Source organism: Pseudomonas sp. S2_F03 (assembly GCF_054668335.1).
In genome coordinates this window covers 4,624,437-4,644,398 of the sequence record NZ_CP162759.1, presented here as the reverse complement: position 1 = coordinate 4,644,398, position 19,962 = coordinate 4,624,437, and the positions used below count along the sequence as shown (strand labels likewise).

Here is a 19,962-nt window from a genome sequence, read left to right as displayed (position 1 = left end):
AACAAAAAACCCGCCATTCCTTACCCAGGAATGGCGGGTTTTGTCGTTTCAGACGTCAGGTCACACGGTGTCCACCTTCAACGAATGGTCATTGAGCATGCCAGTGATGATGGTCGCCGTGTCATGCCCCCCGGCCACCACACCGCCCGCCCCCGGCGTGACACCGTAGTGGCTGGCGAGGTCGACGCCCGCCAGGTCGATGGTCTGGTTCGGCGTGGCGCCGGCCATGGCGCTGACATCAATGCTGGTGATTACCGAGGCACCGCTGCCGACCACTTTGAAATGCAGGTAGTCATCCAGCGAGGCCGTGGTGCTGTTTTCTCCTTGCAACAGTTGCGACAAATCGAGTTTGTCGGTGCCTGGGGTGAAGTCGGTGACGACGTCGTGGCCGCTGTTGCCTTTGAGCCACTGGAAGGTGTCGGCCCCTGCCCCGCCCGTGAGGGTGTTGTTACCCAACCCGCCAATCATGAAGTCGTCACCACCGCCACCCTTGAGGATGTCGTCGCCCAACCCGCCGTTGATGACGTTGCTGTTGTTGTCACCCGTGAGGGCATCATTGAAATTGGAGCCGACCAGGTTTTCGATGCCGGTGAGGGTGTCAGTGCCAGCGCCTCCTGTGTTTTGCGGGGTGAGCAAGCTCAGGTCAACCGTGACCCCGGCAGTGGCGTGGGTGTAATTCACGGTGTCAATACCCGTGCCGCCGTCGAGCAGGTCATTGCCCGTGCCGCTGAACAGCAAGTCATTGCCAGCGCCGCCATGCAGTTCGTTGTTGCCGGTGCCAGCGGTGAGCACGTCGTTGCCGTCGCCAGCGTTGATGATGTTATTGCCGGTGCCCGCCACCATGACGTCGTCGCCCGCAGTGCCGGTGAGGGTGTGGCCGTCCTGGTAGGTGATGGTCACGGCCGCGGTATCGCTGCCGCCGTGGTTGTCGCTGGCGGTGTAGGTGCCGTGGGCGTCCGGTGTGCTGTCATGGGCGCCGGCGTAGTTGACGGTCATGGTCAGCTGGTAGTTCTCGTCTCCTTTGGCGTTGCCGCCACTGGTGTTTTCGATGTTGGTGATGTGGACCCGGTAAGTCCCATCCGCCGAGGCGGTGATCGTCTCTCCGTCCCCGATGCTGATGAAGGCGCCGCCATTGAGGGAGTACTCCATGGTGATGTGCCCGGCCGCCAGGTTGTGATCCAGATTGAGGGTTTCACCCGCTTTCAGCTTCACGGTGATGAGGTCTTCATCGTTGGCGTTGTTGCCAGTCACCTGCCCCAGATAACCGCTGACCACCAGCAATGCCGTCATCGCCGCAGTGTTGCCCGCAAAAGCATTGCGCACGTCGGCCAGGTTCTGGTTGGCCGCGGTGTCATTGGTGCCTTTGAAATTGATCGCGCCGGTGCCGGTGAAGTCCGCGCCCTTGGCCACCCAACCGGTAGCGAAGTTGGTGGGCGATGCGGTCAGCGGATCCTTGTCGGCATCGGTGTCGTTGGCCAGCAGCAACTCGCCCGGCACCACGATATTGCCCGACATCACGTTGGTGATGATGTGGTCATCGACGGCCACCGGTGCCGCGTTCGGAATGACTTTGACCGTCAGCGTGGAGCTTGCCAGGTCGCCGTCGTTGTCGCTGACGGTGAAGCCGATGTTTTCGGTGATTACCACCGACGTGAATTTTTGCGAGGTGTAGGTGTATTCACCGGTGTCGAGGTTAACCACCAGCGTGCCGCCATTGTTGGTGGCGATACTGATGCTGTTGTTCACCGTGTTGAACGTGCCGTGGTTGACGCCGCCACTGAAGGTCAGCGAACCCTGGTTGGTGTTGCCTTTAGGGTCGAAGGTGTACGTGGTGCCGTCAACCGTAAGGGTTTTGATGAAGCCGCCATCAGCGCCGAATGTGCCGCCCTCCAGCAGCGTACCGGTGACCGGCGCGCCGACCACTGTGCCCGAGAGCACCGAGTTGAGTTGGTTGAGGTCGGTTACCACCACCGCGTTGTTGTCGGTGTGGGTGCTGCCGTCATAGGCGATCGGGTTGAGGTTGGCGTTGCTCACGCCGCTGCCCAGGCCGATCGCATAGTTCTTGATGCCGTTGGCGTCGAGGAAGGCTTTCAACGTTGCCTCGTCCGACGCACCGATGTCCTGGCCGGTGGTCGGTTTGCCATCCGAGAAGAAGTACCCGACGTTCTGCGCACCGGTCAGTTTGCCGGACGTATTGAACGCTGTCTGAAGCATTGCCACGGCAGCATCGTAGTTGGTGCCACCGCCCGCGGACAGCCCGGCAAGCAGTGTCTTGGCGGTTGCCACGTCGACCCACACCGACGTCCTGTCAGAGGCGGTGCTGCTGAAGGTGACAAGCTGCACTTTCACATCGCCCAGGTCATCGTATTTGTCGAGCAAGGCGCTGATGGCCTGCTTGGCCAACTCCAGCCGCGACAGGCCCGGCACGCCGGAGTCGTCGGCCATACTGCCGGAGATGTCGAGCACGATCAGAATGTTGGAGTCGATCTCCACCGCTGCCACAGAGCGATCCGAGGCCACCGCTGTGGGCACGTCATCGACAATGTTGACGATGATGGTGCTGGTGACGCTGTTGCCCGCGGCATCGGTGGCTTTGTAGGTGAAGCTTTCGCTCAGGGTGTTTGGCCCGTCATTGGCGTTCGGCGAGGTTTTGGGCGCCGAGGTGAGCGTATAGGTGTAAGTGCCGTTGGCGTTGAGCAGGATCTGCCCGTACGAGCCAGTGGCGCTGCCGACCAGGCTGTAGGTGAGCCCGCCGATGCCGCCGGTGACTGAACCGACCAGCGTGCCGGCGGCGGTTTCCCCGGTGTTGCCCGGGTCGCTGCCGGTGACAGTGCCCGCCGCCAGGTCCTGAACGTCCTGGTTCAGGTCGAGGGCTTTTTCGTAGACCGTCACGTCCTGGTCAATCACCGCTTTGAGGCTCGTGTCAGTGATATTGATGGTGATGGTGGTGGTGCTTTCGTCGCCATCGGAATCGCGAATGGTGTAGGTGAACGTGTCGGTGGCACCTGCGTCACCCACTGAGTTCGGGTTGCTGTGGTACACGGCGTTACCGGCCGCATCCAGCGTCAGGTAGCCGTAGGTGCCATTGATATTGAGGCCCACTCCCCCGCTCGCCGGGGTCCCTGTGTTGCCGCCGGCCCGTACACCCACCACCGCCCCACCCGCTGCGGCACCATCGGCGCCGAGGACGTCGTTGCCCAGGACGCTGATGTTGACCGTTGAACCTTCGGCCGCGTTGGCGGTGTTCGGGGCAGCGGTAGGCAAGTCATCGACAATGTTGACATTGATCTGACCCGACGCAGTGCTGCCGTCGCCGTCCGTGGCCACCACGTTGAAGTTCTCGGTGAGGCTGTTGGCGCCGTTGGCGTTTGGATGCGCTTCGTTGTCGACCAGGGTGTAGCTGTAGCTGACCACGCCTGTCGTCGGGTTGTAGCCAGTGATGGTCAGCGTGCTGCCCAACGGCGTGACGATCGATTGTGGGAAGCCGGCGGCGACACCACCGACCACCACATGAATACCGCCGACGTCGAGGGTTTGCAGTCCATCGAGCGCGGTCACAGTGAAGGTGCCGTTTTGAGTCAGCGCCGGAGTGTTCGGGTTGCTGCCGTCGCTGAGGTTTTTCTCGTAGACGGTGAGTTCGCCGCCGTAAACATCCAGCCCACTGATGGTCACCGGATCGTCGTTGTTGTGGATGTTCAACACCAGATTGGCGGTGCTGGTATCGCCGTCAGCATCGGTGATGGTGTAGGTGAAGGTTTCCGTGCCATTGCCATTGCCGTGCAGCGCTTTGAAGTCGGCATCGCTGGTGTTCAGGGTGTAGGTGTAGGTGCCGTTGGCATTCAGCACCAAGGTGCCGTAAGTCCCAGTGAAGGTGCCGGCGGTGATCGGGCCAGCGTTGGGGCCGGTCGGCACGCGGTCGGCGCCCTGGACGTCGTTGGTCAGCACGTTGCCGTTGAGGGTGAGCAGGGTTTCCGAGGCGGTCCCGGCGTTGCTGTCGTTCACGCCTTTTGGCAAATCGTCGACGATGTTGACGTCGAGGTTGGCATTGGCAGTGGTGCCGTTGTCGTCGACCACGGTGACGGCGAACTGCTCGGACAGCGTGTTGGCGCCGTTAGCGGTTGGGTGCGCTTCGTTATCGACCAGGGTGTAGCTGTAACTGACCACGCCGGTGGTGGCGTCGAACCCGGTGATGGTCAGCGTACTGCCCAACGGGGTGACGATCGATTGTGGGAAACCGGCGGCCACGCCACCGACGACCACATGCAGACCACCGATATCCAGCGTCTGCACACCGTCGAGGGCAGTGATAGTGAAAGTGCCGTTTTGCGTCAGCGCCGGGGTATTCGGGTTGCTGCCGTCGCTGAGGTTTTTCTCGTAGACGGTGAGTTCGCCGCCGTAAACATCCAGCCCACTGATGGTCACCGGATCGTCGTTGTTGTGGATGTTCAACACCAGATTGGCGGTGCTGGTATCGCCGTCGGCATCGGTGATGGTGTAGGTGTAGGTGAAGGTTTCGGTGCCGTTGCCATTGCCGTGCAGCGCTTTGAAGTCGGCATCGCTGGTGTTCAGGGTGTAGGTGTACGTGCCGTTGGCATTCAGCACCAACGTGCCGTAAGTGCCGGTGAAGGTGCCGGCAGTGATCGGCCCGGCGTTGGGGCCGGTCGGCACGCGGTCGGCGCCCTGGACGTCGTTGGTCAGCACGTTGCCGTTGAGGGTGAGCAGGGTTTCCGAGGCGGTCCCGGCGTTGCTGTCGTTCACGCCTTTTGGCAGGTCATCGACGATGTTGACGTCGAGGTTGGCATTGGCGGTGGTGCCGTTGTCGTCGACTACGGTGACGGCGAACTGCTCGGAGAGCGTGTTGGCGCCGTTGGCGGTTGGGTGCGCTTCGTTATCGACCAGGGTGTAGCTGTAACTGACCACGCCGGTGGTGGCGTCGAACCCGGTGATGGTCAGCGTACTGCCCAACGGGGTGACGATCGATTGTGGGAAACCGGCGGCCACGCCACCGACGACCACATGCAGACCACCGATATCCAGCGTCTGCACACCGTCGAGGGCAGTGATAGTGAAAGTGCCGTTTTGCGTCAGCGCCGGGGTATTCGGGTTGCTGCCGTCGCTGAGGTTTTTCTCGTAGACGGTGAGCTCGCCGCCGTAAACATCCAGCCCACTGATGGTCACCGGATCGTCGTTGTTGTGGATGTTCAACACCAGATTGGCGGTGCTGGTATCGCCGTCAGCATCGGTGATGGTGTAAGTGAAGTTCTCGGTGCCGTTGCCATTGCCGTGCAGCGCTTTGAAGTCGGCATCGCTGGTGTTCAGGGTGTAGGTGTACGTGCCGTTGGCATTCAGCACCAACGTGCCGTAAGTGCCGGTGAAGGTGCCGGCAGTGATCGGCCCGGCGTTGGGGCCGGTCGGCACGCGGTCGGCGCCCTGGACGTCGTTGGTTAGCACATTGCCGTTGAGGGTGAGCAGGGTTTCCGAGGCCGTGCCGGCGTTGCTGTCGTTCACGCCTTTTGGCAAATCGTCGACGATGTTGACGTCGAGGTTGGCGTTGGCAGTGGTGCCGTTGTCGTCGACCACGGTGACGGCGAACTGCTCGGACAGCGTGTTGGCGCCGTTAGCGGTTGGATGCGCTTCGTTATCGACCAGGGTGTAGCTGTAACTGACCACGCCAGTGGTGGCGTCAAACCCGGTGATGGTCAGCGTGCTGCCCAATGGGGTGACGATGGATTGCGGGAAACCGGCGGCGACACCACCGACGACCACATGCAGACCACCGACGTCGAGGGTTTGAACGCCATCGAGCGCGGTGATGGTGAAGGTGCCGTTTTGCGTCAGCGCCGGGGTATTCGGGTTGCTGCCGTCGCCGAGGTTTTTTTCGTAGACGGTGAGCTCGCCGCCGTAAACATCCAGCCCACTGATGGTCACCGGATCGTCGTTGTTGTGGATGTTCAACACCAGATTGGCGGTGCTGGTATCGCCGTCAGCATCGGTGATGGTGTAAGTGAAGTTCTCGGTGCCGTTGCCATTGCCGTGCAGCGCTTTGAAGTCGGCATCGCTGGTGTTCAGGGTGTAGGTGTAGGTGCCGTTGGCATTCAGCACCAAGGTGCCGTAAGTGCCGACGAACGTGCCTGGGGTGATCGGTCCGGTATTTTCCCCCGTGATCACGCGATCGGCGCCCTGCACGTCGTTGGTCAGCACATTGCCGTTGAGGGTGAGCAAGGTTTCCGAGGCCGTGCCGGCGTTGCTGTCGTCCACGCCTTGGGGCAAGTCATCGACGATGTTGATGTCGAGGTTGGCGTTGGCGGTGGTGCCGTTGTCGTCGACTACGGTGACAGCGAATTGCTCGGACAGGGTATCGGGGCTGTTGGCCGTTGGGTGCGCCAAGTTGTCGACCAAGGTGTAGCTGTAACTGACCACGCCGGTGGTGGCGTCGAACCCGGTGATGGTCAGCGTGCTGCCCAACGGGGTGACGATGGATTGCGGGAAGCCGGCGGCGACACCACCGACGACCACATGCAGACCGCCGATATCCAGCGTCTGTACACCGTCGAGGGCGGTGATGGTGAAGGTGCCGTTTTGCGTCAGCGCCGGGGTGTCCGGGTTGCTGCCGTCGCCGAGGTTTTTCTCGTAGACGGTGAGCTCGCCGCCGTAAACATCCAGCCCACTGATGGTCACCGGATCGTCGTTGTTGTGGATGTTCAACACCAGATTGGCGGTGCTGGTATCGCCGTCAGCATCGGTGATGGTGTAAGTGAAGTTCTCGGTGCCGTTGCCATTGCCGTGCAGCGCTTTGAAGTCGGCATCGCTGGTGTTCAGGGTGTAGGTGTACGTGCCGTTGGCATTCAGCACCAACGTGCCGTAAGTGCCGGTGAAGGTGCCGGCAGTGATCGGGCCGGCGTTGGGGCCGGTCGGCACGCGGTCGGCGCCCTGCACGTCGTTGGTTAGCACATTGCCGTTGAGGGTGAGCAGGGTTTCCGAGGCCGTGCCGGCGTTGCTGTCGTTCACGCCTTTTGGCAAATCGTCGACGATGTTGACGTCGAGGTTGGCATTGGCAGTGGTGCCGTTGTCGTCCACTACGGTCACGGCGAACTGCTCGGAGAGCGTGTTGGCGCCGTTAGCGGTTGGGTGCGCTTCGTTATCGACCAGGGTGTAACTGTAACTGACCACGCCAGTGGTGGCGTCAAACCCGGTGATGGTCAGCGTGCTGCCCAATGGGGTGACGATGGATTGCGGGAAACCGGCGGCGACACCACCGACGACCACATGCAGACCACCGACGTCGAGGGTTTGAACGCCATCGAGCGCGGTGATGGTGAAGGTGCCGTTTTGCGTCAGCGCCGGGGTATTCGGGTTGCTGCCGTCGCCGAGGTTTTTTTCGTAGACGGTGAGCTCGCCGCCGTAAACATCCAGCCCACTGATGGTCACCGGATCGTCGTTGTTGTGGATGTTCAACACCAGATTGGCGGTGCTGGTATCGCCGTCAGCATCGGTGATGGTGTAAGTGAAGTTCTCGGTGCCGTTGCCATTGCCGTGCAGCGCTTTGAAGTCGGCATCGCTGGTGTTCAGGGTGTAGGTGTAGGTGCCGTTGGCATTCAGCACCAACGTGCCGTAAGTGCCGGTGAAGGTGCCGGCAGTGATCGGGCCGGCGTTGGGGCCGGTCGGCACGCGGTCGGCGCCCTGCACGTCGTTGGTTAGCACATTGCCGTTGAGGGTGAGCAGGGTTTCCGAGGCCGTGCCGGCGTTGCTGTCGTTCACGCCTTTTGGCAAATCGTCGACGATGTTGACGTCGAGGTTGGCATTGGCAGTGGTGCCGTTGTCGTCCACTACGGTCACGGCGAACTGCTCGGAGAGCGTGTTGGCGCCGTTAGCGGTTGGGTGCGCTTCGTTATCGACCAGGGTGTAACTGTAACTGACCACGCCAGTGGTGGCGTCAAACCCGGTGATGGTCAGCGTGCTGCCCAGCGGGGTGACGATCGATTGCGGGAAGCCGGCGGCGACACCACCGACGACCACATGCAGACCACCGATATCCAGCGTCTGCACACCGTCGAGGGCGGTGATGGTAAAGGTGCCGTTTTGGGTCAGCGCCGGGGTGTCCGGGCTGCTGCCGTCGCTGAGGCTTTTCTCGAAGATGGTCAGCTCGCCGCCGTCGACATCGAGACCATCGATGGTCACCGGGTCATCGTTGTTGTGGATTTGCAGCACCAGCGTCGCACTGCTGGTGTCGCCGTCCGAGTCGGTGATGATGTAGGTGAAGTTCTCGGTGCCGTCGCCATTGCCGTGCAGGGCTTTGAAATCCGCATCGCTGGTGTCGAGGGTGTAGGTGTAGGTGCCATTGGCGTTGAGCACCAGGGTGCCGTAAGTCCCGACGAACGTGCCTGGGGTAATCGGTCCGGTATTTTCCCCCGTGATCACGCGGTCGGCGCCCTGTACATCGTTGGTCAGCACATTGCCGTTGAGGGTGAGCAGGGTTTCCGAGGCAGTGTCGGCGTTGCTGTCGTCGACGCCTTGAGGCAGGTCATCGACGATGTTGATGTCGAGGTTGGCGTTGGCAGTGGTGCCGTTGTCGTCCACTACAGTGACAGCGAATTGCTCGGACAGGGTATCGGGGCTGTTGGCCGTTGGATGCGCCAAGTTGTCCACCAGGGTGTAGCTGTAACTCACCACGCCGGTGGCGGCGTCGAACCCGGTGATGGTCAGCGTACTGCCCAACGGCGTGACGATCGATTGCGGGAAGCCGGCGGCGACACCACCGACGACCACATGCAGACCACCGATATCCAGCGTCTGCACACCGTCGAGGGCGGTGATGGTAAAGGTGCCGTTTTGCGTCAGCGCCGGGGTGTCCGGGCTGCTGCCGTCGCTGAGGCTTTTCTCGAAAACGGTCAGCTCGGCGCCTTCGATATTGAGGCCGTCAATCGTGACCGGGTCATCGTTGTTGTGGATTTGCAGCACCAGCGTCGCACTGCTGGTGTCGCCGTCCGAGTCGGTGATGATGTAGGTGAAGTTCTCGGTGCCGTCGCCATTGCCGTGCAGGGCTTTGAAATCCGCATCGCTGGTGTCGAGGGTGTAGGTGTAGGTGCCATTGGCGTTGAGCACCAGGGTGCCGTAAGTCCCGACGAACGTGCCTGGGGTAATCGGTCCGGTATTTTCCCCCGTGATCACGCGATCGGCGCCCTGTACATCGTTGGTCAGCACATTGCCGTTGAGGGTGAGCAGGGTTTCCGAGGCAGTGTCGGCGTTGCTGTCGTCCACGCCTTGGGGCAAGTCATCGACGATGTTGATGTCGAGGTTGGCGTTGGCGGTGGTGCCGTTGTCGTCGACTACGGTGACAGCGAATTGCTCGGACAGGGTATCGGGGCTGTTGGCCGTTGGGTGCGCCAAGTTGTCGACCAAGGTGTAGCTGTAACTGACCACGCCGGTGGTGGCGTCGAACCCGGTGATGGTCAGCGTGCTGCCCAACGGCGTGACGATCGATTGCGGGAAGCCGGCGGCGACACCACCGACGACCACATGCAGACCACCGATATCCAGCGTCTGCACACCGTCGAGGGCGGTGATGGTAAAGGTGCCGTTTTGGGTCAGCGCCGGGGTGTCCGGGCTGCTGCCGTCGCTGAGGCTTTTCTCGAAGATGGTCAGCTCGCCGCCGTCGACATCGAGACCATCGATGGTCACCGGGTCATCGTTGTTGTGGATTTGCAGCACCAGGTTGGCGGTGCTGGTGTCGCCGTCCGCATCCGTCAGCGTGTAGGTGAAGGTTTCCGAGCCGCTGCCACCGCCATGCAACGCTTTAAAATCGGCACCGCTGGTGTCGAGGGTGTAGGTGTACGTGCCGTTTGCGTTGAGCACCAGGGTGCCATAGGTCCCGGTGAAGGTGCCGCCAATTACCGGGCCGCTGTCAGGGCCGGTGGAAATGCGGTCCGCGCCCTGAGTGTCGTTTGGCAGGACGCTGCCGGTCAGGGTCAGCAAGGTTTCCGACGCAGTGTCGGCGTTTCCGTCATCGACCGCCTTGGGTACGTCGTCAGTGATGTTGATGTCCAGCGTGCCAGTGGCAGTGTCGCCGTTGCTATCGCCCGCCACCACAGTGAACTGTTCGCTGAGGTTGTTGGCGCCATCGCCGGCCGAATGGGTGTCGTTGCCGTTGAGGGTGTAGCTGTAACTCACCACGCCCGTGAGCGAGTTGTAACCGGTGATGGTCAGGGTATTGCCCAGTTGAGTGGTGATCGACTGCGGAAAACCAGCGGCCACCCCGCCACTGATCACATTGATGCCGCCGATGCTCAGGCTGTTCAACCCGTCCGGTGCCGACACGCTGAACGTTCCGTTCTGAGTCAGCGCGCCCGGATTGCTCGCAGAACCGTCAGCCAGGTTGGCTTCGCTGACGGTCAGTTCGCCGCCCGTCACCGACAGGCCATTGAGCGTGACCGGGTTGTTGACCGGGATTAGCGGAGCTACCTCGACGGTCGGAGTTAGCGGTGGTGCCACGACGGCCGGGGTGCCGTCGGCGTTCTGGATATCGGCGTTGTGCCGTTCTTCCGGGAATTCGGGAATGCTGCCAAACCCAGCCGTCCGGGAAGCCAATGGTCGGGTCAACCCGCCCGCCCACTTCTTCGAGCATGACAAAACTGTGGCCGCCGCCCAAAGCACCGCCGGCCGCCCCGGTCGAACCACCTGGCCCGGCCGCCGTGGCTTCACCGGTCTGGGTCGGGTCAGCGCCGGCCGCGATGGCTTTTTGCAGTTGCTCGACATCGGTCAGTTGCGCTTCGCTCGGCGTCACCGCCTCAGAGGTGCCGACGTGCGGCGACTCATTGGCGAGGAGCTGCGTGGTCATTTGCAGGCTGCTGTCACGCCCGAGGGTCAGTTCCTGGCCATTTTTCAGATGAACGGCCACTGCGCCTTCGGCTCCGGTAACCAGTTGCTCGCCGGCGAACAATCGATCGCCCTCGACCAACGCACGCCGGGTGCCATCGCTCGCAACCGCGAACACCTGACCAATGACTTTACTGACGATACCGATGAGCGTAGCCATGTGCATTTCCTCCGCTGCCAACAGCTGTCGTCGGCATCCTGTTTGTCAGCGAAGAATGTGCTCATGGTTAAAAGCAGGTGGCTGCGCGGCTCGCCTGCAGGGAGGGTTTACCGGAGTAAACCGCCGCCCTGGCGATGAACTCGCCCAGCGTGTCGATCAACGGCAATGTTTGCGACTGTGGGATAAACCCTATGCAATCAATGGCTTCAGGGCCCATTAGTGTCGCGATTTGCCTGATGAACGATGCGTAACAGTCCTGATCCAGTCGAGTGACAAAAAACCGTCACTCCCTACCGTTACGCCTCCCTCCCCTTCAGCACTTCCCCGCCCCATGTCGATAAGTGGATGGAACTTTTGTTAAAACCCCTGCAAGCTCCCTAAAGCTCATAATTCAAGGGCTTTCGTATTGAACAATGTGCTGGATTTTGCTGACGGCATAAGTTTTTTTGGCATAAGGATTATGAAAAATATTTCTTAGCTACGCTCTAGAATGTTCTTAGCTCTGTTGTTACAAGGGTGAAACGGTTTTACCTATAAATGCCGTCAAATAATTGGCGACTAATAAGCACCATCAGGAATTCAGGGAGATGCACCCATGCGCGTTTTAACCCCCCTTTGCAGCGCGGTTCTGCTGGCCATGGCCTGCACTTCCAACGCTCAAGCCATGTCGTTGACCGAGGCGATCCAGAGCACTATCGCGACCCACCCGGAACTGGCCTCGCGAGTGGACGCGCGCCTGTCCGCGGATGAGCAGGTGAAAGTTGCCAAAGGGGGCTTTTATCCATCAGTTGATCTGAACGCCGCCTACGGGCGCGGGTACAGCGACAACACCAACACCCGGGCATTCGGCAATCACCACACTGAAACCCTCAATTACACCCAGTCGGAACTGCGCCTGCGGCCAATGCTGTTCGACGGTTTCAACACCTCGAACGAAGTAGCGCGCACCAAAGACGTGGCCAACTCCCGCGCTTATTACGCGCAAGGCACCGCTCAGGACCTGGCGCTGCGCACCATCGAGGTTTACCTTGAAGTCCTCAAGCGCCGTGAACTGGTGACCCTGGCCACGAACAACCTGCAAGCCCACTTGCGCGTCAACGACCAGATTGGCCTTCGCACCCAACGTGGCGTCGGCAGCAACGCTGACTCCGATCAATCCGGCGCCCGTCGCGCACTGGCACAAAACAACCTCGACACCGCCGAAGTCGATCTGGCGGATGCCGAGTCGAACTTCTACGCCGTTGTAGGGCGCATCCCCGATGAGCTCGAAACACCGCCATCGATCCGCGGCGAAGTACCCACCGCCCTGCCGGAAGCCCAGCAGAGCATGGTGGAGAACAACCCGTACCTGAAATCCGCCCAGGCGGACGTGCAATCGGCCGAGAGCCAGTACGAAGTCGCCAAATCGCCGTTCTACCCACGCTTCGACGCCGAAGCCGCGGTGGGCGCGAACAACAACGTGCAAGGCGATGAAGGCCATGACAACGAGTGGCGTGTGGGTGTAGTGATGAACTACAACCTGTTCCGAGGCGGCAGCGACAAGGCGCGCCTGGCTTCCGATGCGCACCAGATCAACCAGGCAATGGACATCCGCAACAACGCCCTGCGCCAGCTCAACGAGAACATTCACCTGGCCTGGAACGCCATGGTCAATGCGAAGAAACAAACCCCGACCGCCCGCGAATACGCCGAAACCAGTAAACGCGTGCGCATTGCGTATCAGGATCAGTTCGGCCTCGGTCAACGGACACTGCTCGACTTGCTCGACAGTGAAAACGAGCTCTACAACGCCAACCGCCGCTACACCGAAGTGCGCTATACCGAGGAGTTCTCGATGTACCGCGTACTGGCTAACATGGGCCAGCTACTGAGCAAGCAACGGGTGGTATTGCCCGCCGATGCGATCGCCTCCACCGAAGTGAAGAACGAAGCCCGTTTGCCTGAATTGAAGTAGCTCACTGGAGCGATCAATGTGACCAGCATGGAATCCGGCAACACCGGTGTCGATCCGCGCCTGAGCTTCGATGACCCGCTTCTGGACGGTCTGTTGATCCTCTGCAAACTCCACGGCGCGACCGTCAGTCGCGCCAGTCTGAGTGCGGGGCTACCGCTGGACAAACAACGCTTGAGCCTGGACCTGCTGCCCCGCGCAGCGGCCGGGCCAGTCTGCAGGCGCGTTTGTTGCGCCGCGAGCTGGGGGACATTTCTGCCCTCAACCTGCCCGTGATGTTGATCCTCAATAATGGCCGCACGGCCATCCTGCGCCGCTTCGGCGATGACGGTCAGGTGTTGATCCTGCCCAGCGAAGCCGACGGCGGCGAACAATGGGTCAGTCGTGAAGAACTGGCCGAAAATTACAGTGGCCAGGCCTTGTTTGCCCGGCCACGCCATGAACTCGAAGACTTGCGCTCGCCCTTGGTGCCGCGAGTGCATGCCTGGTTTCGCGACACGTTGAAACTGTCGAAATGGCTGTACAGCGATGCGATTCTGGCGAGTTTTTTGATCAACCTGCTCGGGTTGATGGTGCCGCTGTTCGTGATGCAGACCTACGATCGGGTGGTGCCGAACCAAGCCACTTCGACCTTGTGGGTGCTGTCGATCGGTTTGCTGATCGGCACCGGTTTCGAACTGGTGCTGCGCGTCGTGCGTGCGCATTTGCTGGACACCGCCGGGAAGAAAACCGACGTAATCCTTTCGGCGACCTTGTTCGAACGCATCACTGGCATGTCGATGAAGGCACGCCCGGCGACCATCGGTGGCTTCGCCCAGAGCATTCATGACTTCCAGGGCCTGCGCGAGTTTCTCACGGCAGTCACCCTGACCAGCCTGATCGACCTGCCCTTCGCTGTATTGATGCTGGTGGTGATCGGCTTGCTCGGCGGCTGGCTGGTGGTGATTCCGTTGCTGGCGTTTCCGATCACGATCCTCTTCGCGATGGTGATCCAGGTGCGCCTGCGCGATACCGTGCAAAAAAGCCTGAGCCTGGGCGCCGAACGCCAGGCCTTGCTGATCGAAACCCTCGGCGGCCTGGAAACCCTGAAAGCCTGTAGCGCCGAAAGCGAGCGCCAGCACAAATGGGAAAGCACCCACGGCGCCCTCACCCGCCTCGACAGCCATGCGCGCAACCTTTCGGCGCTGGCCACCAACGGCACCTTGTTCATCCAGCAGTTCTCCGGCATGGCGACCATCGTCGCCGGGGTCTACAGCATCATCGCCGGCAACCTCAGCGTCGGTGCGCTGGTGGCGACCTACATGCTCGGTAGCCGTGTGCTCGCGCCGCTTGGGCAGATTGCCGGTTTGATCACCCGTTACCAGCAAGCGCAACTGACCATGAAAAGCACTGACGCGCTGATGGGTCTGCCGCAGGAGCGTGACGCCAAACAGCGGCCGCTGGAACGCACGCAACTGCAAGGTGCCCTTGAGGTCAGCGGCGTGACCTTCCACTACAACGGCCAGAACGCTCCGGCACTGGCCAACGTCAGCTTTAGCATGAAACCGGGTGAACGCATCGGCATCATCGGCCGTAGCGGTTCGGGCAAAAGCACCCTGGCCCGGCTGGTGATGGGTTTCTATGAGCCGGAAGAAGGCCAGTTGTTGCTCGACGGTCTCGACTTGCGGCAACTGGATGTCGCCGACCTGCGCCAGCAAATTGGTTACGTCGCCCACGACCTGCCGCTGCTGGCGGGCAGCCTGCGCGACAACCTGACCCTGGGCGCCCGCTACATCAGCGATTCACGGATGCTCGAAGTCGCCGAACTGACAGGCGTCACCGAACTGGCTCGCCAGCATCCTCAAGGCTTCGACCGGCCGGTGGGTGAACGCGGGCAGTTGCTGTCCGGCGGTCAACGCCAGGCAGTGTTGCTGGCCCGGGCCTTGTTGCTCGATCCGCCGATCATGTTGCTCGACGAACCGACCAGCGCCATGGACAACAGCAGCGAAGACATTCTGCGGCAAAAACTCCACGGCTGGGTCCAGGGTAAAACGTTGCTGCTGGTCACTCACCGCACCTCGATGCTCAGCCTGGTGGACCGGCTGGTGGTGCTGGATAACGGGCGGATCGTCGCCGATGGTCCGAAGGAAGCAGTCATCGATGCACTGCGCAAGGGCCGTGTCGGCTCTGCGGCTGTCTAGGAGCTCCCCATGGCCCGTTCCTCATCCGACACCTCGCTCCCTGATTCGAAGCCGCGAGGCTACTTCGGCAGCTTCGGCAAAACCGCCGAAAGCGAATTCATGCCGGAAACCGCCGGCGCCTCGTTGCAGGATTCCCCCCGCTGGTCACGGGTCACCGTGTGGCTGGCCGCCGGGCTGATTATCAGCGCACTGGTCTGGGCCAAGTTCGCGGTGCTGCAAGAAGTCACCATGGGCGAAGGCAAGGCGATTCCATCAAGCAAAGTCCAGGTGATCCAGAACCTGGAGGGCGGCATCGTCACCGAGATCTTTGTTCGCGAAGGGCAAATGGTGAACAAGGGCGACACCTTGCTGCGCCTGGATGACACACGGTTTCTGTCGAACAAAGGCGAGAGCGAAGCGGATCGCTATGCGCTGACCGCGCAGGTTGAACGTCTGTCGGCGGAAGCCGAGGGCAGGCCCTTCAAGCTGTCAGAAGAAGTGATCGCCAAGGCGCCGCAAGTCGCTGAAGACGAGCGCTCACTGTACGACCAGCGGCAACGTCGGCTCGCCAGCGAACAGCGCACCCTGAGTGAACAACTTCGGCAAAAAACCCAGGAACTGGCGGAGTTCCGTTCCAAACAGGGGCAATTCAGCTCCAGTCTGGCGTTGCTGCAACAAGAGATGAACATGTCCACGCCACTGGTGGGCACCGGCGCGGTTTCACCGGTGGAAATCCTGCGCCTCAAACGCAGCGCGGTGGAGATTCGCGGCTCATTGAATGCAACGACGCTGGCGATCCCTCGAGCCGAAGCGGCGATCAATGAGATCAAGAGCAAGATCGACGAGTCGGAGCAATCCTTCCGTTCGGAAGCAGCTAAAGAACTGAATGAGAAACGCACCGACCTGTCGAAAATCACGGCATCGAGTATCGCCATTGATGACCGTGTGACGCGCACGACCGTGGTGTCGCCGGTTCACGGCATTATCAAAGTGCTGAAGGTCAATACCATCGGCGGCGTGGTCCAGCCCGGCAGCGACATGGTGGAAATCGTGCCGCTGGAAGACAACTTGCTGATCGAGGCCAAGGTGCGACCGCAGGACGTGGCGTTCCTGCATCCGGGCCAGAAAGCGATGGTGAAGTTCAGTGCGTACGACTACACGATTTATGGTGGGTTGAGTGCGAAGCTGGAACTGATCGGGGCCGATACCATCACGGATGACAAGGGCAACAGCTTCTATCTGATTCAGGTGCGCACTGACAAAAACCACCTGGGCGGGGATGTGAAACCGCTGCTGATCATTCCCGGCATGGTCGCCACGGTGGACATTATTACGGGTGAGAAAAGTGTTTTGGATTACCTGCTGAAACCGGTGCTTAAAGCCCGGACGGAGGCGATGCGGGAAAGGTAGTCATTCTGAACCGGCCTCTTCGCGGGCAAGCCCGCTCCCACAGGTTCAGTGGCGTTCGCAGAGTTTGTGTACACAACGGACACTGTGGGAGCGGGCTTGCCCGCGAAGAGGCCCGCACATACACCGATCACCTGTCGGCATGATTACGCTGGTAGGTCTCCTCCCCCATCGCCGCAATCTGCCCCTCGATCAACGCTTCAAACGGTTTCAACAACGGCTCGAACGAGCTCGGCGCTTCCAGGGTTTGCAACGCCCGCACAATCGCTTCCACCGTCGACAACGCGCCCGGCCCCGGTGCCTTGCGCAGCCGATAGCGCGACACTGCGCCGTCCGCCAGCGTCACCCTCGGCAACGCCGCCAGCAGCGGATTGAGGTGCAGCAGCTTGCGCGCCTTACGCCAGGTGCCGTCCGGAACCACCAGCAATAGCGGCTCGTCAGTCGCCGTATAGGTTTGCATCGGCTGAGCGCCCTCGCCGGGAAACAACAAGCGCGCCTGATATCCCGGCTGATTCAGCAATGTCGGCAAATCCTCGAAGACCTCGCCCACCATCAGCTCGGCATTCTTCAGCCCCAACGCCGCCAGCCGCGCAGTGTTCAGCGCATGATTCACTTCGCTTGGATGTTGCAACAGCAATACCCGGGTTCGGCTGTCGAGGCTCGGGATCAGCGGACACAAGCAATGGGTTTGTGGGCGCAGGCAACGGGGACACTGGATTCTGGACATCGATCAAGCCTGATTCAGTTGTGCTTTGAGCAGATCGCGAAAGGTCTGGATCAACGGTTCGCGACTGCGGCCACGGCGCACGATCATCGAAAACGGCGCCTGATAACCGAACGTTGCCGGCAGTAATACGCGCAGATCACCCTTGTCCGCCCAGGCCTGGGCGTAGTGCTCCGGCAGGTAACCGATGTAGGCACCGGACAGCACCAGAATCAACTGCGCCTCCATACTCTCCACCGTGGCCGCACTGTGTTTGAAACCGTGACGCGCCAGTTCGGCCTGGCTCCAGTAACCCCGGCCGACCATGCGCTGCTGGGTAATCACTTGCTCCGGGATGCGCCGCTCGGTAAATAGCGGATGACGGCTACTGCAATACAACCAGTGTTGCTCGCGATAGAGCGGCATGTAGACCAGGCCGCTCATGCGCGTGGAGAACGCACCGATGGCCAGGTCCAGGCGGTTGTCCTGCACGCCGAGTTGCAATTCGTAAGGGCTCATCACCGACAGGTGTAAATGCACGGCCGGGTGTTCCTGGCTGTAGGCGCCGATGGCTTCGGCGAAGGGCAAGGCCTTGTCGCTGACGGTGGAGTCGATGACGCCCAGGTTCAATGTGCCGCGCAGCTCACCTTTCAACGCTGCGGCGTATTGCTCGAAACCTTCGAGTTCACCGAGCAGGCGCAGGGTTTCCTGATGGAACAACTCGCCCTTGCTGGTCAGGCTGAAACCACCGCGACCGCGATGACAGAGCACCAGGCCGAGGGCCGCTTCGAGCTGGCTCATGTAGGTGCTGATGGCCGAGGTCGAGAGGTTGAGCTCTTGCTGGGCGTTGGCAAACCCCTGATGGCGAACCACGCTGACGAAAATGCGCAATAGTTTCAGGTCGGGTAAAGCGTTGGCCATGGGGGCTCTCCAGCAAAAACACAGTCAGGCATAGAACCCGTAGCAGCTGACGAGCACCGCGAGGCTGCGTTCGGCGGCGAAGCCGTCGTGAGATCAGATAATGCGGTGTCTCTGGAAAACCTCGCATTCAGGTTTTACGACGGCTACGCCGCCGAACGCAGCCTCGCGGTGCTCGTCAGCGGCTACAGGAACACTGCGAGTCTATCGCCACCGCCGCCATTAGTTTAGAAAAATCTGAACTAAGTATTTGCCCGTAGCGATTCTTCCCGGCCACTACATTTCGCAGAATCGCCCCACAACGGAGCCTGTGTCTGTCCTGACCTGCGCATCCGACATAAATAAAACAACGACGATGAGGCCCTACCCGTGGACAAGATTCTTCACCAACCACTGGGCGGCAATGAAATGCCGCGCTTTGGCGGCATCGCCACCATGATGCGCCTTCCCCATTTGGATACTGCTGCCGGTCTGGACGCTGCCTTCGTTGGCGTGCCACTGGACATCGGCACCTCGCTGCGCCCCGGCACCCGTTTCGGACCTCGCGAAATCCGCGCGGAATCGGTAATGATCCGTCCGTACAACATGGCGACCGGCGCTGCGCCGTTCGATTCGCTGTCGGTGGCCGACATCGGCGACATTGCGATCAACACGTTCAACCTGCTGGACGCAGTACGGATCATCGAAGAGTCCTACCACAAGATCCTCGAACACGATGTGATCCCGCTGACCCTGGGCGGCGACCACACCATCACCCTGCCGATCCTGCGTGCCATTCATAAAAAGCACGGCAAGATCGGCCTGGTGCACATTGATGCTCACGCCGATGTGAACGATCACATGTTCGGCGAGAAAATTGCTCACGGCACCACCTTCCGTCGCGCTGTCGAAGAAGGCCTGCTCGATTGCGATCGTGTCGTACAAATTGGCCTGCGCGCTCAGGGTTACACCGCTGACGACTTCAACTGGAGCCGTAACCAGGGCTTCCGTGTGGTTCAGGCCGAAGAGTGCTGGCACAAATCCCTGGCCCCATTGATGGCCGAAGTTCGCGAGAAAGTCGGTGGCGGCCCGGTGTACCTGAGTTTCGACATCGATGGCATAGACCCTGCCTGGGCACCGGGTACCGGCACCCCGGAAATCGGCGGTCTGACGACCATTCAGGCAATTGAAATCGTTCGCGGCTGCCAAGGCCTCGACCTGGTCGGTTGCGATCTGGTAGAAGTCTCGCCCGCTTATGACACCACCGGCAACACCTCGCTGCTGGCCGCCAACCTGCTGTACGAAATGCTCTGCGTACTGCCAGGCGTGGTCCACCGCTGAGGAATGGTCGTGAACGAACGTGATCAGGTTCTGAAAGCCGCCGCCGATCTGGTGTCGGCGTTTGCCCGTAACGATCGCGAAGCCTACTTCGGTGCGTTCAGCACCGATGCCAGCTTCGTGTTCTACACCCTCGAGCTGCCTCTGCTGTCACGCGATGCCTATCAGGCGTTGTGGGACACCTGGCGCTCGGAGGATGGCTTTGAGGTGCTTTCGTGCACCTCGAGCAACGCCTTCGTCAGCCTGCAGGGTGATGTGGCGATTTTCATTCATGACGTCGCCACCGAGCTGCGCATGCAAGGGGAGCAGCACTTTAGCCAGGAGCGCGAGACGATTGTTTTCAAAAAACAAACGTCTGGCCAAGAACAACAAGGCCTATGGCTGGCCTGCCACGAACATTTATCCGCAATGCCGGAAGGGCTGCCAACCCCTTAGCCAAACAGGCGACGCTCACACACGATGAGCGCGCCTTTAT

Annotated in this window: 8 protein-coding genes and 2 pseudogenes; 5 read left to right on the top strand and 5 right to left on the bottom strand. The window is 60.9% G+C overall.

Annotation, left to right across the window (positions count from 1 at the left end):
* Positions 1-60: 60 nt before the first annotated feature.
* The 3 genes and pseudogenes from AB4N76_RS21675 to AB4N76_RS21665 form a co-directional block, all read right to left on the bottom strand.
* Positions 61-7,008, bottom strand: a complete 6,948-nt coding sequence (locus tag AB4N76_RS21675) for a VCBS domain-containing protein (RefSeq protein WP_460164630.1) — start codon at positions 7,006-7,008, stop codon at positions 61-63.
* Between the two features lie 456 nt (positions 7,009-7,464).
* Positions 7,465-10,083, bottom strand: a pseudogene (locus tag AB4N76_RS21670) (beta strand repeat-containing protein); the annotation flags it as partial.
* A 280-nt stretch (positions 10,084-10,363) separates the two neighbouring features.
* Positions 10,364-11,032 carry a retention module-containing protein gene (locus AB4N76_RS21665; protein WP_460163504.1) on the bottom strand — a complete coding sequence of 223 codons (669 nt, stop codon included), beginning with the start codon at positions 11,030-11,032 and terminating at the stop codon, positions 10,364-10,366.
* A gap of 595 nt (positions 11,033-11,627) precedes the next feature.
* Here AB4N76_RS21665 and AB4N76_RS21660 point away from each other — a divergent pair.
* The 3 genes and pseudogenes from AB4N76_RS21660 (at position 11,628) to AB4N76_RS21650 (ending at position 16,552) form a co-directional block, all read left to right on the top strand.
* Positions 11,628-12,986, top strand: coding sequence for a TolC family outer membrane protein (locus AB4N76_RS21660; protein WP_460163503.1), 1,359 nt, complete (start codon positions 11,628-11,630; stop codon positions 12,984-12,986).
* An 18-nt stretch (positions 12,987-13,004) separates the two neighbouring features.
* Positions 13,005-15,163 (top strand): annotated as a pseudogene (locus AB4N76_RS21655) (type I secretion system permease/ATPase).
* A gap of 9 nt (positions 15,164-15,172) precedes the next feature.
* Positions 15,173-16,552 carry an HlyD family type I secretion periplasmic adaptor subunit gene (locus tag AB4N76_RS21650; protein WP_460163502.1) on the top strand — a complete coding sequence of 460 codons (1,380 nt, stop codon included), beginning with the start codon at positions 15,173-15,175 and terminating at the stop codon, positions 16,550-16,552.
* A 127-nt stretch (positions 16,553-16,679) separates the two neighbouring features.
* Here the strand turns inward: AB4N76_RS21650 and AB4N76_RS21645 are convergent, their stop codons facing one another.
* Positions 16,680-17,276, bottom strand: a complete 597-nt coding sequence (locus AB4N76_RS21645) for a tRNA-uridine aminocarboxypropyltransferase (protein ID WP_460163501.1) — start codon at positions 17,274-17,276, stop codon at positions 16,680-16,682.
* A gap of 3 nt (positions 17,277-17,279) precedes the next feature.
* Entirely contained in the window at positions 17,280-18,173 is an 894-nt protein-coding gene (locus AB4N76_RS21640; protein WP_007945995.1) for a LysR family transcriptional regulator, read from the bottom strand.
* Positions 18,174-18,539: 366 nt separating this feature from the next.
* Here AB4N76_RS21640 and speB point away from each other — a divergent pair, with 366 nt between their 5' ends.
* Together speB and AB4N76_RS21630 are read left to right on the top strand one after the other, a co-directional pair.
* Positions 18,540-19,490 (top strand): agmatinase, encoded by a 951-nt coding sequence (gene speB, locus AB4N76_RS21635; RefSeq protein ID WP_027925808.1) that lies wholly within the window; start codon positions 18,540-18,542, stop codon positions 19,488-19,490.
* 9 nt (positions 19,491-19,499) lie between these two features.
* Complete coding sequence (locus tag AB4N76_RS21630; protein ID WP_046033370.1) at positions 19,500-19,922, top strand: YybH family protein; 423 nt, start codon at positions 19,500-19,502, stop codon at positions 19,920-19,922.
* Positions 19,923-19,962 lie beyond the last annotated feature (40 nt).